The organism is Dyella sp. SYSU CM1112, from assembly GCF_058216415.1.
Genome location: NZ_JBZEGI010000018.1, coordinates 1 through 16,899, shown reverse-complemented (window position 1 = coordinate 16,899; position 16,899 = coordinate 1). Strand labels below are relative to the sequence as shown.

The 16,899-nt window shown below is 60.3% G+C and carries 18 protein-coding genes; 6 read left to right on the top strand and 12 right to left on the bottom strand.

Annotated features, from left to right (window positions below):
• Nucleotides 1-400: 400 nt before the first annotated feature.
• The 4 genes from AC4HNJ_RS19260 to AC4HNJ_RS19245 all read left to right on the top strand — a co-directional run bounded on the left by AC4HNJ_RS19260 (nt 401) and on the right by AC4HNJ_RS19245 (nt 2,592).
• Nucleotides 401-565 carry a hypothetical protein gene (locus AC4HNJ_RS19260; RefSeq protein WP_490481230.1) on the top strand — a complete coding sequence of 55 codons (165 nt, stop codon included), beginning with the start codon at nt 401-403 and terminating at the stop codon, nt 563-565.
• 83 nt (nt 566-648) lie between these two features.
• Nucleotides 649-795 (top strand): hypothetical protein, encoded by a 147-nt coding sequence (locus AC4HNJ_RS19255; RefSeq protein ID WP_490481229.1) that lies wholly within the window; start codon nt 649-651, stop codon nt 793-795.
• 91 nt (nt 796-886) lie between these two features.
• Nucleotides 887-2,170 carry an MFS transporter gene (locus tag AC4HNJ_RS19250; RefSeq protein WP_490481228.1) on the top strand — a complete coding sequence of 428 codons (1,284 nt, stop codon included), beginning with the start codon at nt 887-889 and terminating at the stop codon, nt 2,168-2,170.
• A 38-nt stretch (nt 2,171-2,208) separates the two neighbouring features.
• Nucleotides 2,209-2,592, top strand: a complete 384-nt coding sequence (locus tag AC4HNJ_RS19245; protein ID WP_490481227.1) for a VOC family protein — start codon at nt 2,209-2,211, stop codon at nt 2,590-2,592.
• On the opposite strand, the gene AC4HNJ_RS19240 is transcribed toward AC4HNJ_RS19245, so the two are convergent.
• A complete protein-coding gene (locus AC4HNJ_RS19240) occupies nt 2,589-3,491 on the bottom strand; it encodes a LysR family transcriptional regulator (RefSeq protein ID WP_490481226.1) in 903 nt (300 codons plus the stop codon). The genes AC4HNJ_RS19245 and AC4HNJ_RS19240 overlap by 4 nt on opposite strands.
• A 92-nt stretch (nt 3,492-3,583) precedes the next feature.
• Entirely contained in the window at nt 3,584-4,879 is a 1,296-nt protein-coding gene (locus tag AC4HNJ_RS19235) for an alkaline phosphatase family protein (RefSeq protein WP_490481225.1), read from the bottom strand.
• A 214-nt stretch (nt 4,880-5,093) separates the two neighbouring features.
• On the opposite strand from AC4HNJ_RS19235, the gene AC4HNJ_RS19230 reads away from it, so the two are divergent.
• Nucleotides 5,094-5,570 carry a nuclear transport factor 2 family protein gene (locus AC4HNJ_RS19230; protein WP_490481224.1) on the top strand — a complete coding sequence of 159 codons (477 nt, stop codon included), beginning with the start codon at nt 5,094-5,096 and terminating at the stop codon, nt 5,568-5,570.
• Here the strand turns inward: AC4HNJ_RS19230 and AC4HNJ_RS19225 are convergent.
• The 10 genes from AC4HNJ_RS19225 to AC4HNJ_RS19180 form a co-directional block, all read right to left on the bottom strand.
• A complete protein-coding gene (locus AC4HNJ_RS19225; RefSeq protein ID WP_490481223.1) occupies nt 5,540-5,845 on the bottom strand; it encodes a hypothetical protein in 306 nt (101 codons plus the stop codon). The two genes, AC4HNJ_RS19230 and AC4HNJ_RS19225, sit on opposite strands and share 31 nt — an antisense overlap.
• Nucleotides 5,846-5,874: 29 nt before the next feature.
• On the bottom strand, nt 5,875-6,597 hold the full coding sequence (locus tag AC4HNJ_RS19220) for a carbonic anhydrase (RefSeq protein WP_490481222.1): 723 nt from the start codon (nt 6,595-6,597) through the stop codon (nt 5,875-5,877).
• 396 nt (nt 6,598-6,993) lie between these two features.
• Nucleotides 6,994-7,716, bottom strand: coding sequence for a carbonic anhydrase (locus tag AC4HNJ_RS19215; RefSeq protein ID WP_490481221.1), 723 nt, complete (start codon nt 7,714-7,716; stop codon nt 6,994-6,996).
• A 140-nt stretch (nt 7,717-7,856) separates the two neighbouring features.
• Nucleotides 7,857-9,110: a TIGR03862 family flavoprotein gene (locus AC4HNJ_RS19210; RefSeq protein ID WP_490481220.1), complete on the bottom strand. Its 1,254-nt coding sequence runs from the start codon at nt 9,108-9,110 to the stop codon at nt 7,857-7,859.
• A gap of 34 nt (nt 9,111-9,144) precedes the next feature.
• A complete protein-coding gene (locus tag AC4HNJ_RS19205; RefSeq protein WP_490481219.1) occupies nt 9,145-9,672 on the bottom strand; it encodes a cupin domain-containing protein in 528 nt (175 codons plus the stop codon).
• A 9-nt stretch (nt 9,673-9,681) separates the two neighbouring features.
• Entirely contained in the window at nt 9,682-10,794 is a 1,113-nt protein-coding gene (gene ampH, locus AC4HNJ_RS19200; protein WP_490481218.1) for a D-alanyl-D-alanine-carboxypeptidase/endopeptidase AmpH, read from the bottom strand.
• Between the two features lie 145 nt (nt 10,795-10,939).
• The gene (locus AC4HNJ_RS19195) at nt 10,940-11,458 is read right to left on the bottom strand and encodes a methylated-DNA--[protein]-cysteine S-methyltransferase (RefSeq protein ID WP_490481217.1); all 519 of its coding nucleotides are present in this window, start codon (nt 11,456-11,458) and stop codon (nt 10,940-10,942) included.
• A complete protein-coding gene (locus AC4HNJ_RS19190; RefSeq protein ID WP_490481216.1) occupies nt 11,455-12,963 on the bottom strand; it encodes an AlkA N-terminal domain-containing protein in 1,509 nt (502 codons plus the stop codon). Before AC4HNJ_RS19190 ends, AC4HNJ_RS19195 begins: the two co-directional genes overlap by 4 nt.
• A 101-nt stretch (nt 12,964-13,064) precedes the next feature.
• Nucleotides 13,065-13,607 (bottom strand): cytochrome b, encoded by a 543-nt coding sequence (locus AC4HNJ_RS19185; RefSeq protein ID WP_490481215.1) that lies wholly within the window; start codon nt 13,605-13,607, stop codon nt 13,065-13,067.
• Entirely contained in the window at nt 13,607-14,716 is a 1,110-nt protein-coding gene (locus tag AC4HNJ_RS19180; RefSeq protein ID WP_490481214.1) for a catalase family peroxidase, read from the bottom strand. The genes AC4HNJ_RS19185 and AC4HNJ_RS19180 overlap by 1 nt, the downstream gene beginning before the upstream one ends.
• A gap of 299 nt (nt 14,717-15,015) precedes the next feature.
• Between AC4HNJ_RS19180 and hutU the strand changes: the two genes are divergently transcribed.
• Nucleotides 15,016-16,686, top strand: coding sequence for a urocanate hydratase (gene hutU / locus AC4HNJ_RS19175; protein ID WP_490481213.1), 1,671 nt, complete (start codon nt 15,016-15,018; stop codon nt 16,684-16,686).
• The last annotated feature ends 213 nt before the right edge of the window (nt 16,687-16,899 follow it).

The window sequence follows — 16,899 nt, the reverse complement described above, 5'->3', positions numbered from 1 at the left end:
GCTTCAAGGTCGTGCAGGTTTGCAGCCGGAGCCAACTCATGAAAGGCTGCTGCCCGCTACCTCGCGTGGCGGTCTCCGGCTGCAAGCCTGCACAACCTTGGGTGCGAGCATGATCGTCCACGTTGCATAGAAATCGGATAAAGGATTGGGCCGTGCGTGTAGAAAATCCGTAATGTTTTCGAGCGCCGGTTTCCGCACAGCCAACCTCGCGGATAGGACGATTGATCCACAAGCCACCCCATGCTTCTGCCTATACACTGGAGCTGTCATACAGCTAGCGTCGCTTTCATCGGCCTGTCCTCCGGCCTGAACCCTCGGCATCAGTTCAGCTTTGCGAAGTCATCGCGATCATTCTTGCGGGCGTTTTCCGTCGTGAGTTTCCACTCACTGGGAGAGCACCATGCGCCGTTATCTTTCCATTTGCCTGCTTGCACTTGCCGTGCTTGGCGGCACGTTGGCACAGACGGGCTGTGTCGTGGTCGCGCCGCGTTCGGGGCGCGTGTGGGTGCCTGGCTATTGGGCACCGGGTCACGTTTGGGTAGGCGGCCATTGGCGCTATCGCTGAGGGCATCGTTGCAGCGCGGAGCGATCCATCACGGTCGCTTCGCGCATGCCCCACTTATGTACGAATCGTTCAACGCGGATGTAATGCGCCGAAGCAAACGTGTGCCGAACGGGCTCTCCAGCGGTCGCAACGTCGCGCATGAGGCAGGGCAGCACATCCATCTCGAAGCGCCTGCCGAGGTGCGTGGTCTGGTGTGTAACGCCTTGTTGACGCGTGCCGTTGCAGATTGATACGCGCTGGCTATGGAGCGGGAGTCGCTTTGTTATCGATCGCTTCGCCTTGCCTGATTATGCTTGTGTCCTCTGTTGGGATGACCTAGTGATGAGCACAAGCCTTTTCGACCGGGCAGCTGCCAGGCCGCTGGCCTGGAATGACGATGATTTGATACGGCACGGCACAGCCGCTTTCAGGCGCACCAATCTGGCCTTGTTTGCCGCGGGTTTTGCAACGTTCGGCCTGTTGTATTGCGTGCAACCGCTGATGCCGGAATTCAGCCGCTATTACGGCGTTGGCGCCGCATCCAGCGCATTGTCGCTCTCCCTCACCACGGGCGTATTGGCTTTTGCCATGCTGTTTGCTGGCGGCATCTCCGATGCCTTCGGTCGAAAGTCGGTGATGGTGGTGTCCTTGCTTTCGTCAGCGGTGCTGGTGCTGCTCAGCGCGTGGATGCCGAACTGGTATGCGCTCCTGGCTTTGCGCACCTTGCTCGGGATAACGTTCAGCGGCTTGCCGGCGGTGGCGATGACCTATCTCACCGAGGAGATGCATGCGGAGTCGATCGGTTTGGGGATGGGGCTCTACATCAGCGGTAGTGCGGTGGGCGGCATGAGTGGCCGGTTGATTTCAGGCGTGGTAGCCGATTTTCTGGGATGGCGAGCAGGCATCGCCGTAGTCGGTGTGATCGGACTCATCTCCGGCCTTGTGTTCTGGAAATCACTGCCACCATCGCGTCATTTTCATCGGCAGCCTTTGCAGTGGCGCGCACTCATGGCGCGGTTTGCCGGCTTGTTTCGCGATCCGGGCCTGCCATGGCTGTTCGCAGAGGGCTTTCTGCTGCTCGGTGCCTTCGTTACGGTCTATAACTATCTGGGTTATCGCTTGCTCGCACCGCCTTACAACTTGAGCGAGACGGTGGTTGGCCTGATCTTCGCTATCTATCTCGTCGGTACGTTCAGTTCGGCCTGGATGGGACATCTGGCCGGTAAACTGGGGCGACGCAAAGTGCTGTGGACGGCATTCGCGTTGATGCTGTTCGGCGTTGGCTGCACCATGATGGCGTCGCTATGGCTGATCATTTTCGGTATCACGGCGATCACGTTCGGCTTCTTTGGCGGTCACTCCATCGTAAGCAGCTGGGTCGGGCGGCGTGGCGGTGCAGCCAGGGCGCAGGCGTCGTCGATGTATTTATTCAGTTACTACATGGGATCCAGTGTTGCGGGCTGGAGCGGTGGATTGTTCTACGCAGAATGGAACTGGAGTGGTGTTGCGTACTTTGTCGGTGCGCTGGTGCTGGCAGGGTTGATGATTTCGTTACGGCTCTATCGCTTGCCGTCGCTGCCGGAGCTCACCACCCCGCCGACGCCGATGAGCAAGGCCTGCCAATGACTCGCCGGAGCGAAATGCGGGCAAACGAGGATGCGGCCATGAAGATCGAACGCATCGACCACTTTGTGCTTACCGTTGCCGATATCGATGCCAGCTGCGATTTCTACGCGCGAGTGCTCGGTATGACCGTGGTGAGTTTCGGTGAGGGACGCAAGGCGCTGTCCTTCGGCTTGCAAAAAATCAACCTGCACCAGCATCGCCACGAATTCGAACCCAAGGCAGCCCACCCCATGCCAGGCTCGGGCGATTTCTGTCTGATCACGTCCGTGCCGCTCAAGAAAGTGATCGAGCACGTGCGCGCTTGTGGCGTGGTGATCGAGGAAGGGCCAGTGCGCCGCACCGGTGCACAGGGTCCCATTGTGTCGATCTATTTTCGCGATCCTGATGGCAATCTTGTCGAAGTGAGCAACGACGGCTCTTAGCGTCGGCTGGCCAGCAGCAGTTGGATGAAGCGCGGCACAAGCGGTGAGCGCTCGTCTTCGCGATACACCACGTGGATTTCCGACATGGCATTCGCCTCGGCCAGTGGCACATAGCGAACGCCTTCCACCTGATAATGACTGCATGATTCCGGCAGGATCGATACGCCGAAGCCAGCGGCGACCAGGCCGATAATGGTGGAAGGTTCGCGTGCCTCCTGGGAAACACGCGGCGAAAAGCCGGCGTCGCGGCAAAGTGCGAGGACATGTTCGTACACACCTGCACCCGCAGAGCGCGCGAAGACCACAAACGGTTCCTGCGCCAGCGCCTTGGTGGGCAACTTGCCACGCGCACCGATGCGTTTCAGGGCGGGATGGTCCGAGCGCATCACCGCCACCAGGGGGTCTTGAAACAGGCGCTTGGAAAGCAGTGATTGGGGCAGCGTGCCAGGGCGCAGAATACCGACCTGCAGATGGCGTTCCAGCAAGGCATCCAGTTGCCGCAGGGAGTTCATTTCTTCCAATTGCAGATGGACAGCCGGGAAACGCTGTCGGAACGCCAGGATCGCGCGTGGAATGTCCTGCGAAAGCGGAGTCGTGCGGGTGAAACCGATGTGCAGCTCACCGACCTCGCCGCGCTGCGCACGCTGGACGATATCGGTAGCGTGCTCTACCCGGGCCAGAATGTCGCGCGCTTCCTGCAAGAACAACCGGCCTGGTTCGGTCAGAGCCACTCGTCGGTTGGTGCGCGTCAGCAGGCGTGCGCCGACGGTGTCTTCCAGTTGACGAATCTGCTGGCTGAGCGGCGGTTGCGACATACCCAATCGCTCGGCCGCTTTGCCGAAATGCAGCGTATCGGCCACGGCCACGAAATAACGCAGATGGCGCAGTTCGATGTTCATATCGCTACTTTCGCGGTATAGCGGGCAATGCTCAAGGGCTTTGCACCGCGATCTCTCCCCTGTGTGATAGGGGAGAGAATAGCGGGCGGCGTTTATTGCGCCGTGGCCGGCTCAGGCTTCAGCATGCCTTGGACGTCCTCGAAGTTGCCGTCATTAAACTTTGGCGTGATGCCCAGCAGATGTGCCATCAGCGGATAGACATCCACGTTCGGAAAACTGTGGAAGCGAATGCCGCTCTGGAAAGCCGGGCCATGTGCAATAAACAAGGCCTGCATACGTGGATCGGTGTTGTCGTAGCCGTGTTCGCCCAGGCTGTGATGGCCCTTGTGCTTGGCGAGGTAGTCGGTGGTGGTGATGATCCAGCCTACGTCGGCCACGCAGACCAGCTGCGGCACGCGTGCATTGGCGCCGTAATTAAAGCGCTTGGGTATGCGTGTTTTGTCCCAGCAGTGCATATGCTGTTGCGGCTGCTCAAGCTGTTCTTCGATCGCATTGAAATCATGCTTGCGCTTGGGATTGAAGCCCGCTAGCACACCAAGATTCACTTCCTCCACATCCTTCATCGGAATCAGCTTGTCGATAAGGATGGTATGGCTTGGCGCGACGGCGGCCATGCCATGGTCAGCCAGCACAATAATGTTGATCTTGTCGAGCAGATGGCGTTGGCGTAGTCCATCCACCAGACGGCCAATCGCGGCATCGGTGTCGCGCAGCGCATCGTTCACTTGCGGTGAGTCCGGGCCGTAACTATGCCCGGCGTGATCGACGGCATCGAAATACAAGGTAAGAAAAGTGGGGCGCTTGCCAGCTGGCAGATCCAGCCAGGCCAGGATCTGGTCGACGCGCTGGTCCGGCGTCACCTTGCCATCGTAGGGCTTCCAGTAATCCGGGTGCCGGCCTTGAATGGCCGCTTCGGAACCAGGCCAGAACATCGTGGCAGTGCGCAGGCCGTTTGCATCGGCGGTGACCCAAATCGGCGTCGCCTGGTCCCACCACAGTTCATTACTCACCGCTTTGCGATTGCTGAGCGAGAACTTGCCGAGCTCCGGATCGACCATCGTGTTGTTGACGATGCCGTTATGGTCAGGGACCAAACCGGTCACGATGGCATAGTGATTGGGAAAGGTCAGCGATGGAAACGATGGCTGCATCGAATCGGCATGCACGCCCGTCGCGGCGAGCTGCTGCAGTGTCGGGGTCAAGCCACGGTTGAAATAATCGGCACGGTAGGCATCGATGGAAATCAGCAGCAGAGGCGTCGTGCTCTCGGCCTTGCTTTGCTGCGTCTTGGTCGTGGAGGAAGGCGATGCGGGCTCCGTGCCGAGGGAGGCGCAACCGGCTCCCAATGCGACCAACGAGCAAAGCAACAGGCGAGGCAACCATTTCATGTGGACAAACCGTCTTTCTTGAAGGGGAAACGCGGATAATGACGCAGAACTGTGACTAATTCAGCCCCGTCTTCCCGGTTGAGGTGTCTCGACGCAAGTTCTTGGAAATTGCCCCAAAACCTGCCGAGCCCGATAGGCCGCGCGCTACGACTTTTGAACCGCTTCTTGTAACGGGCCGATCGCCTCCTTCATCTCTGTTGCCTTGGAGTCCACCATGTCCTCGATCGAACAACGTCCACCGCTTCCTCCTTTCACCCGCGAATCCGCCATCCAGAAAGTCCGCCTTGCCGAAGACGCTTGGAATACGAGGGAGCCAGCTCGGGTCGCACTGGCCTATACCCCGGATAGCCGCTGGCGCAACCGTGCCGAGTTCATCACCGGACGCGATGCCATCGTCGCCTTCCTCACCCGCAAATGGGCGAAGGAACTGGAATACAGGTTGATCAAGGAGCTATGGGCATTTGAAGGAAATCGTATCGCCGTACGTTTTGCCTACGAATGGCATGACGATTCCGGAAGCTGGTTTCGTGCCTATGGCAATGAAAACTGGTTGTTCGACGAGAACGGCCTGATGGCCGAGCGCCATGCCAGCATCAACGATCTACCCATCTCCGCAGCGGATCGTAAATTCCATTGGCCGCAGGGGCGCAGGCCCGACGATCATCCGAGCCTGAGCGATCTGGGCCTGTAAAACAGCGGCACTCGCCATGCCGCCCATCGCGCCCGCTTTGTCCTGCGGGGCTTGGCCAGCCAGGGATGCTGCTTGATGCTACGAGGCGTCTTGCCGAGCGAATCGGCTTGACGCCTGGCACGCAGAATGTAGCGCTGTTGTTCGCGGGCTTCCTCGACCATCGCCTGCTTCAGATCTTCCCAACCGATAGAGCAGGCCACGCGGGCGACGGCCATGGCACGATCGCGATCGCTGCGCAGCTCCGCGAGTCGCTGTTCATGACTGGTGGTAAACATGCACTTTTCCAGTAAGACCGGATGGCATGTCAGGCCTTCTGGCGTAGAAGGACTTTCCCCGTCGCCAGCTCGTAGACCGCGCCGACCACCTTTGTCTTGCCTTGCTGCACCGCTTCGGACAGCACCGGTTGCGCCGATGCCACGCGCGCCACGTTGTAATCCACATTCGCGTTCACCGCGTTGAGCAGCATGTCGCTGCCGCCGGCTTCCACTGCTTTAAGAACACCGGGGCGCACGGCATCGACGATGTTCCACAGATGTCCGGGCAGAGCGTGTGGTTTCTGGATTTCCTGGGCGGTCGCTTTCACCGCGCCACAATGGGTGTGACCAAGCACCATGACCAGCGGCACCTTGAGCATGCCTACCGCATATTCCAGGCTCGCCAGGCTATCGCTGTTCAAGTAATTGCCAGCGACACGTATGACGAACAGATCTCCCGGCGCCTGATCGAATACCAGCTCCGGAGCGACGCGCGAGTCCGCGCAGCTTAATATCGCGGCAATGGGATATTGCGCCTTGACGAGCGCGGCACGCCCTTCCGAAAAATCCCTGGCATCGAGTTTGCCCGCGGCATAGCGTGCATTTCCTGCCAGCAAACGGTTCAGTGCTTCTTGCGGCGAGAGGGTATTTCGGGGCGGCGTTGCGTCAGCGAAGGCGGTGCGGGAACCTAATGCGGCAAGTGCAAGGCAGCCCAGGCTGGTTCCCAAAAAGCGACGACGCGATAGCAGCATGTGCGAAGAACGATCACGCACGACTCATCTCCTTATGACGGACAGATTGAGAGGGATTCCGCGGCGAATAAGCGGCTTCGGCGCGAATGAACCGGATATGCGTTGATAGCTATCCGTGGTGAGCGCACGACTGTGCATGGGAGCGCCGCGGCTCACCATGAGATTTTTCTCAACATGTGACGAGTAGGGCCTGCTGATAGGCAAGATGAGCTGCTTCGGGGGAGTCACGCAGACGGCACGCTAGAGCCATCGCAGCCTGGGTCTCGGCTGCTGGTCGTGTGGGTCGACGGCGCGAGGGCCGTCGCTTGCTGGCGGTAGCTAGCGCTGATTCGTCATAGTGGTGCGTTCCGAACCTGGCGCCCCGGTTTGAAAGCGCATGCGCTCGTCATTCCGACGCTGCGGAACGACGCGCATCACTTATGCGGTCTGGCGCATCAGCACCTTTCCCGTGGTCAGTTCGTAAACCGAACCGACCACTTTCACGGCACCGCTTTTCACCGCTTCGGAGATCACCGGTTGCGCCGATGCGATACGCGTGACGTTGTAATCCACGTTCGCGGCAATGGCATTGAATAACATATGGGCACCACCCGCCTGCACGACCTTATCGATACCGGGACGTACGGCGTCGACGATATCCCAGATATGTCCGGGCAACGGGGCAGGCTCTTTGATCTCGCCGATGGTGGCCTTGATCGCTCCGCATTCGGTGTGTCCCATCACCATGATCAGCGGCACTTTGAGTACCCTCACCGCGTATTCGAGGCTGGCGAGAATATCGCCGCTCAAATAGTTGCCGGCAATGCGCGTCACGAACAGATCGCCTGGTCCCTGATCGAACACCAGTTCGGGCGCAACGCGTGAATCAGCACAACTCAATATTGCGGCAATCGGATATTGCGCCTTGGCGCGTGCGGCGCGACCGGCCGAAAAATCTTTGGTGTCCAGTTTGTTTGCAACATACAGGGCGTTGCCGTCGAGCAGGCGGCGCAATGCTGCATCGGGTGTGATGGCATTTTGCGGCGGGATGGTTGCCGCCAGGGTGCGCCAGGGCGCTACGGCTGTCACGGCGAGCAATCCCAGCCCGGCTTCCAGAAACCGACGGCGCGACTGAGACGAATGCGAAGCATGGTCACACATGGCCCACCTCCAATAAGTCGTCAGAACGAACGTAACGATCTTCTACAACGAGAGGTAACGCTTGCCGATCCCGTCGACAAGGCGCATTGCGGTGACACGTGGGCCGGTATAGACGCAAAGACCTTGGCTTTGCAAGGACTTCAGCGTTGTCCTGCATGTTTTAGCCAGGCCGCAGCGCCCGATCCTGCGCGATAGCCACTGGCAAAGCAGGCGGTCAGCAGATAACCGCCGGTTGGGGCCTCCCAATCCAGCATTTCGCCCGCACAAAACACGCCAGGAAGGGCGGTCAACATCAGGGAGCCGTTGGCCGCTTCCAGGCGCACGCCACCGGCGCTGCTAATGGCTTCGGCGATGGGGCGTGCCTGCTTCAGGCGCAAAGGCAGAACTTTGATGGTACGGGCCAGGAGATTTGCATCCTGACGCTGGGCGTGATCGAGCACCTCGTGCAGCAACGCGGCTTTCACGCCGGTTAGCCCTGCGTTTCGTCGCAGGTGTTCGCTGAAAGTGCGACTTCCGCGCGGTTTGGCGAGATCGTGGCGCAGCCGTTCCAGGGTGCGATCTGGCGCAAGGTCGAGCTCCAACATGGCGTAGCCCTGCCTGGCGATGGTGTCGCGCAAATGAGCGGACAACGCGTAGATCAAACTGCCTTCGATACCGGTTGCGGTCATCACACACTCGCCTTGCCGCGTATGTGCATGCCCGGCAGCATCGCGCCAGTGCGCCACAACAGCCTTGAGCGGTGCACCCGCATAGCGCGAGGCGAGATACTCGCTCCAGCCGATGTCGAAACCGCAATTGGAAGGTTTTAGCGGCGCGACGTCGACATCGCGTTCGGCCAGCCACGATTGCCATGCGCCATCGGAACCGAGCTGCGGCCAGCTGCCGCCGCCCAGCGCCAACACGATTGCTTTCGCATGTATAGCGCGCTCGCCTTCGGCGGTCGTGAAGCGCAAAGCGCCATCGTCGTGCCAACCCAGCCAGCGGTGATGTGCGTGAAAGCGCACACCGCTTTCGCGCAAGCGATGCACCCAGGCACGCAGCAGTGGCGCTGCCTTCAAATCAGTGGGAAAGACACGACCGGAACTGCCAACGAAGGTCTCGACTCCCAACTCGCGTGCCCAGGTGCGCAAGGCGTCCGGACCGAAATCATCCAGCCACGCGCCTATTTCGTTGGCACGTTCTCCATAGCGGTGATCGAAAGCAGGGCGTGGTTCGCCATGGGTGAGGTTCATGCCCCCTTTGCCGGCAAGCAGAAATTTGCGTCCTACCGAACCCTTGGCTTCATACACATCCACCTCGACACCACGCGTGCGAGCGGCTTCGGCAGCCATCAGTCCCGCAGGACCGCCGCCGATCACGACTAAGCCGGAGAGATGTTGAGTCGCTGAGGTCATCGCAATGCACGGAAAAAGACCGTGCATTGTAGCGCTACGTCATCCCGCCGGCGGCAGCGAGGCGGCGTATCGCTGCTTCATGCTGGGGATAACGCTGCAGCAGCGTTTGCGTATCGGCCAGCTCGAAGCTATCGAATTCGAAACCCGGCGCCACCGTGCAACCCACCAATGAAAAACCCTGCGTGCCTTCGCGCTCCGCAGCAAACCAGCATCCTGCCGGGACGACCCATTGAAATGCCGCGCTGGGATCGTCCAGTTGATTGCCAAGCCGTCGGGTCACCAAATGGCCATCCGCATCGAGCATGTGGATAGCGAGCGTGTCACCCGTATAAAAATGCCACATCTCGTCCGCGTCGATGCGATGCCAGGCCGAATAGGCATGGCCGTGCAGCATGTAATAGATGCCTGTCGATGCGCGGCGTTCGCCATGCGTGTCATCCAAGCCGGAGCGCACAATGCGTTCGTCGCTGCAGTAGGTTTGACGATAAAAGCCACCCTCCGGATGCGGCTGCAGGTGCAGGTCTTCAATGATGCGAGTCACGTCAGGCGGATGGCGGCCCATAGATTGTTCTCAAGGAACGTTGGCGAGATGGGTGGCCAGGTCATTCACATGCCGAGCCAGGGTTTCCAGATCCGGTAAATTGAACGCGTCGGCAGCCACGAAAATGCCGATTTGTCGCCCAGGTACCAGGGCCATATAAGTCATGAAGCCGTAGCCGCCGCCAGTCTTTTCCAGGATTCCGGGATGCTGCCCGTCGGGAGCCAGCCACACCCATCCCAAACCAAGTCCATCGGCATGGCCACCAAGATCCAGGCCCTCTGTCGTCGCAAGCGATTGTCGCTGGATGTACACCGCCTGGCTCATGGTGACGGTTGGATCCGAGTACGCATATCCGATGCCTAGCTGATGTTTCATCCACGCCGTCATATCGGCGGCCGTAGAATAGATCCCGCCACTACCGGCCATTTGCTTGAGATCTACGCACGGGCTGAGCTCCTTGCCGGAGAGAAGGCGCTGACATTGCCCGAAAGTAGGCGCATCGGTGGTATCGGACATGCCAAGCGGTTGCGTGATTTCACGAGCCAAAGCTTGTTCGTAAGGCATGCCTGCTGCATGGGACAGTGCATCGGCCAACAAGTCGAACGCGATATTGGAATAGAGCGCAGAGTGTCCGGGTGCAGGTAACTGGCGCTGCGCTTTCAACCATTGCCAACGTGCCGCCCCATAGGATTCTTTCGGGCTGAAAGTCAGCTCGGCTTGTCGCGGAAGACCGCTCGTGTGGGTGGCCAGGTCAAGCAATGTAATGGGCCGAGAGTGGGAGGGTGGTAGCCGATACCCTCTCGGGGCATAGCGTTGCAACGGGTCCGTGAGGTGCAGCTTGTTTTCGCTGGCAAGCTGCACCATCAGATCGGCTGTCAAGAGCTTGGAGAGGGAGTCGAGGCGGACCAATGAGCGAGCATCGGGCGTTTGTCCGCTATGGGCATGTGTTTCACCGTAGCCCTTTATCCAGCTTGCGTTGCCATCGACGATGGCGATTACCATGCCGGGTGCATGGCTGTCGGCAAACAGGCTTTGCACGGCGGACAGTGTTGCGGGACTGGGAGGCGATTCTTTGCAGAACACGTAGCCGGGCGCCAGCAGCATGCATGCAATAACGAGGGTGCGTAACAAAAGACGATCCATGCCTGTATCTCTGGTAAGCAGCCCCGCATGGTAGACAGATTGGCAAGCGCGATACCAGCAGATGACAGCGCGACGTTGCGCTTATAGGCTGCGGAAATGTCTGATCTTGAACAGGCCAAGTGGCTTCGTGTTACCACGGAAGAGTTTATTGCCAGGCAAACAGATCGCCATGCACGACGCGATCTTCCAGCGCCAACAGGAATTGTTTCGTCGGCAAGCCGCCGCCGAAACCAGTAAGACTGCCATTGCTGCCGATAACGCGATGACATGGCAGTACGATCGGCAAGGGATTTCGCCCGTTGGCGGCGCCCACCGCACGTACGGCCTGTGGCTGGCCGATGCGCCGTGCAAGTTCGCCGTAGCTCACGGTGGCGCCATAGGGAATCTTCGCCAACGCGTGCCACACGGCGATCTGGAACGGCGTGCCTAGCGGATGCAGCGGCAGTTCGAACACCTGGCGCTTGCCAGCGAAGTATTCCTGCAGTTGCTGGCGTGCGAAGGCGAGCTTGGAGGGTGCATGCTGCCAAGCGGGATCGGGCATTTTTTGATGCTTGCCCGTTTCGAACCAGATTTCGCGAAGTCCCGTGCTATCCGCCACCAGCAGCAAATGGCCGATGGCGGTATCGATCTGGTCATACCAGATCGTCGGCTTGGCCGTATTCATGCGACGGCTCCTTGCGTAACGAGTGGCGCGACCGGCTCGCTCGCACGGCGCCATAGATGCATCACCGCGTAAGCACGCCAGGGTCGCCAGTCTTCGGCAAGCCGGGTGAGTGCCTTGGTGCTGAGCATTTCGCCATCGGGTGAAGCCGCGCGGCGCAAAATCAGGTCGGCAGCCGGAAACGCGTCCGGATGACTCAAGGCGCGCATCGCCATGTAATGTGCGGTCCACTCCCCAATGCCTGGCAGCGCTACCCAGCGCGACACGAATTCATCCAGCGATTGCTCGACGCGAAAATCCACACGCCCATCCAATATCGCGCGTGCCACGCCTCGAATGCTCTCCGCGCGCGCAGTGATGATGCCCAGTGAGCGCAGATCAGCGTCGACCAGGACACCGGGTGATGGAAACAATCGCTCCAACCCCGGCGCTATCGGTGCAGGCAAAGCTTCGCCATAGCGATGCACGATGCGCGAAGCAAGCGTACGTGCCGCGGCCACGCTTACCTGCTGCCCGAGGATGGCGCGCACCGCGACTTCGAAACCGTCCCAACTGCCGGGCAGACGCAAGCCTGGACGTTGCTGCAGCAGTGCACGCATGGATGGCGTCGTCCGCAACGCCGCGCCGATCGCTTGCGGATCAGCATCCAGATCGAACATGCGCCGGACGCGTGTCACCACCGCCAGCATCTGCGCCGGTTGCGGGCAATGCAGTTGCAGTAGCAGCGCGTGGTCCTTGTCCGGCCACGCGCTCAGCCGCAGCCAACCCGGCGTTTGCGCCGGGCCGAAAACGCGCGAATAGCTGTGGTCGTCAACGCACTCGATACCGGGCAGCGCGCGGCCACGCAGGAAGGCCAGCAGCGAAGCAAAGTCGTAGGGCGGCCGATAATTCAAACATAGCGTCAAGCTGTCGCTGTCGCCGGCATGCGGTTGCCGCCGCAGTTCGCGCGGTGCTATCCGATTGGCTTGTGCGAAGGCGGTATTGAACCGGCGCACGCTGCCGAAGCCGGCGGCAAGCGCAACGTCCGTCACCGGCATGCGCGTTTCTGTCAGCAATTGCTTGGCGAACAGCAGGCGTCGTGTGGTGTGCACATCGATCGGTGGTGCGCCAAGGCGTTCCACGAACAACCGGCGCAGCTGCCGTGCGCCGACGCCCACGCGGCGCGCCAGGTCTTCCACGGCATGATCCTGCAGCAGGCCATCTTCAATCAGCTTCAAGGCGCGCGTCACCACGTGCTCGCCGCGTTTCCAAGCGTCGTTGCCCGGGGCCAGTTCAGGGCGGCAGCGCAGACAAGGCCGGAACCCGGCCGCCTCTGCCGCAGCGGCCGTGGTGTAGTACACAACATTTTCGCGTTTGGGCGACGGCGAAGCCGGACATACCGGTCGGCAATAGATGCGAGTGGTGCTGACTGCGATGAAGAACAGCCCGTCGAAGCGGGCATCGCGGCTCAGTCGAGCGCGCTCGCAGGTTTGCAGATCCGGCGCGACGGGGTGATAGGTTTCAGCCATGCAACGAGGCTAACACCGTTGCTGGCGTGAAACTCGCCGTTTTCGGACATCAACGGCGACGCCGGCCGGGCCATCCGCATGATGTCCGTTTGCATTGCTGTCTATTCGGAGCCGATGCCGGTCATGCTGGACAGTACGCCGTCGCGCCGGATCAGGCCGTGATACAGCGCGGCGCCCAGGTGAGCCAGGAAAGTCAGAAACAGCAACGCGGCCAGCCATGCATGCGCGTGCCGCAACCACGCAAAGGCGATCGCATTGACGGGAAAAATCGGCGGAAGCCGCAGCGATGCGCTGAGCATCACCGGATAGCCACCCGCCGATAGCATTGCCCAGCCGATCAGCGGCATCAGCAGCATCAGCACATACAACAGATAGTGCGAGGCATGCGCGGCCAGCTTCTGGATCGACGGCAGATCGGCAGGCAAGGGCGGTGGCGGGTTGCGAAGGCGCACGATCAAACGGATTACCGCCAGGATCAGAATCGCGATGCCAAGCGGCTTATGAATACCAACCAGCCATTCATGCCGTTCGGATACGGAAGCCACCATGCCGACACCGATAAACAGCATGCTCAGAATCATCAGCGCCATCAGCCAATGCAGCACGCGTGCGGCCAATACGAATTTCGTGGAAGAGCGAGTCATTACTTGGCCTCCGGCTGGTTGCGTGCGACGGCCGTGCCGGGAAGGTGCGCTTCTTCGCTAGTGCGACGCAGATACGACGTGGCATAAGCGGCGGAACGCGCCGGGAGCAGCGGATCGTCCGAGGCTTCGATACCGTGCGGCAGCACGAGCGGATCGTAATTGATGTCGCGGCATGCGCCGCTTTCCTGCGGTTCCGTGCTGTTCAATACCAGCGTACCCGCATCCACTTCGCGGCGGTCCGATGGCCATTCCTTGGTCGCGTCATGGGTCGGATCGCCGGGATTGGCGAGCGTGATGATCAAATGCCAGCGAAGCGGACCATTGGCCAGGCGCCTCGACAGATCGGCATCGAGGTAATTCGGATCGCTGCCGCCCACGGCAGCATCGGTGGCTTCCGGAACCATGCGCCAGCGCACCGCTTGCCTATGTCCCTTGGCATCTACCAGCACAAACGCATCCAGGCTCCAATAACTGTCGGTGGCGTAGCTGGCGGAGGGCTTCGCCGTTTTTACCCAGGCAAGAAAGGCGGCGGTCTCCGGATGCGCTGCAAAAAACGCCTTGACCTTGGCCGGATCCGGCTTGCCGGTGTTGGGGTCCGGCTGTTGCGCCTGCAACTGTTCAAAAAATGCTTGCGGCGTGGCGACCGGAAACACCGGCATGCTGTTCATGCCCGTGCGCCATTGCTCACCATCGGCCTGGGTGAAACGCAGTGCCATGCTGCGGATCGGTACGCTGCTGTCCGGTGCGTAAGGGTTGCCGCCAGGAATAGCGAAACGTCCTACCACCGGCGTGCGTCCCGGTGCGAAGACTTGCGCTATTGAATACGCCTGCGCCTGTCCATGGCTATCGAAATACCCGGCCACGCAAACGCCTTTGGCGTGATTGCGACGATAGCCCGCAAAGATGCCGGCATTCGTTTGCAGCTGATTCACCATGCGTTGCGCGGTGAGTCGCTTCGGCGTAAGCCAGCCGCCGACATAACCCAGCGCGATCACAAAACTCAGCAATACAAGGCCAATCACCGCAAGGCGCAACATGATGCTGCTTGAGCTCAGCGGAGCTGGTGCGTGACTGCCGGAAGAAGCATGGGGTGCCGAGGGTTCATTCATAGAAGCAAATCCTTGATGGGAAAGGGCGTCATCACAGGCTGAAAACCTTGTTCAAATGGATAGCTTCGACTCGATGATACAAACGGTGACATCGCTCAATGGCAGAGGAAACGGCTCTCATACTGATCTGCACAACGCCAGGCATGGATCGCTTTCGCGCAGGCTGCGTGTTGTACGGATTTGCTCAGACAGACACCCACCCGATGCCCGTTTCTCCTGCCTTTGCCGCGCTGCAGTTGGCGACCTTGAAAAAGGGCGACCATAATGAAGACTTTCCCTTGGCAGATACAGGAAGTCCGATGAACGCCCCCACCCGCATCGATACTACTCGCACGATTCACGCCCCGCACGGCACACAACTCAGCTGCAAGAGCTGGCTGACCGAAGCGCCGTACCGGATGATCCAGAACAACCTGGATCCGGCCGTGGCAGAGAATCCCGCCGAGCTGGTGGTGTACGGCGGCATCGGCCGCGCCGCGCGCAACTGGGAATGCTTCGACGCCATTCTGCGTGCGTTGCGTGATCTAAATGATAACGAAACGTTGCTGGTGCAATCCGGCAAGCCGGTCGGTGTGTTTACCACCCATGCTGACGCGCCGCGCGTACTCATCGCCAATTCCAACCTCGTGCCCGCATGGGCCAATTGGGAACACTTCAACGAGTTGGATAAGAAAGGCCTGATGATGTACGGCCAGATGACGGCCGGCTCGTGGATCTACATCGGTTCGCAAGGCATCGTGCAGGGCACCTACGAAACCTTCGTGGAAATGGGGCGGCAGCACTACGGCGGCAGCCTCAAGGGCAAATGGATTCTCACCGCCGGCCTGGGCGGCATGGGCGGTGCGCAACCGCTGGCTGCATCGCTGGCCGGCGCGTGCAGCTTGAACATCGAATGCCAGCAGAGCCGCATCGATTTCCGCCTCAAGACACGCTATGTCGACGAGCAGGCCACCGATCTCGACGATGCACTCGCGCGCATCGAAAAATACACCAAGGCCGGCGAAGCCAAATCCATCGCTTTGCTCGGCAACGCCGCAGACGTATTGCCCGAACTCGTGCGTCGCGGCGTGAAGCCGGATGCCGTCACCGACCAGACCAGCGCGCACGACCCGGTCAACGGTTACCTGCCGCAGGGCTGGACGGTGGAACAGTGGTTCGAGCGCCGTAAGAGCGATCCTGCCGGCACCGTCAAGGCGGCCAAGCAATCCATGAAGAAACACGTGGAAGCCATGCTTGCCTTCCATGCGCAAGGCATTCCCACCTTCGACTACGGCAACAACATCCGTCAGATGGCGAAGGATGAAGGCTGCACCAACGCCTTCGATTTTCCCGGTTTCGTGCCTGCTTTCGTGCGTCCGCTGTTCTGCCGCGGTGTCGGCCCGTTCCGCTGGGTCGCGCTCTCCGGCGATCCGGAAGACATCCTGAAAACCGACGCCAAGGTGAAAGAACTGATCCCCGACGATCCGCACCTGCACAACTGGCTCGATATGGCCGAACAGCGCATCAGCTTCCAGGGCTTGCCCGCACGCATCTGCTGGGTCGGCCTGGGCCAGCGTCACAAGCTGGGTTTGGCTTTCAACGAGATGGTACGCAAAGGCGAACTGAAAGCACCGGTCGTGATCGGCCGCGACCATCTGGATTCCGGCTCGGTCGCCAGCCCCAACCGCGAAACCGAAGCCATGAAAGACGGCAGCGACGCCGTCTCCGACTGGCCGCTGCTCAACGCACTGCTCAACACCGCCAGCGGCGCCACCTGGGTGAGCTTCCATCATGGCGGCGGCGTCGGCATGGGTTACAGCCAGCACTCCGGCGTCGTGATCGTGTGCGACGGCAGCGAAGCCGCCGACAAGCGTATCGCGCGCGTGCTGTGGAACGATCCGGGTACCGGCGTGATGCGGCATGCGGATGCGGGTTATGACATCGCTATTCAGTGTGCGAAAGAGCAGGGGTTGAAGTTGCCGATGCTGTAACGCGCTTGCCGCGTCTCATTCCCTCCCCTATGTGCAGTAGGGGAGGATTGGGAGAAGTCCTCCACACTCGCTCCATGCATGGAAATGCATTAGCTTCAGAAAATAAGTCGCCATCTGTAGTGGCCTAATCCCCTTGGACACCCCGATAGGTCAAACTGACCGTCGAGGTGAATCATGGGACGTAAAGAAATCAGCGAGGCCGTAAAAGCCCAG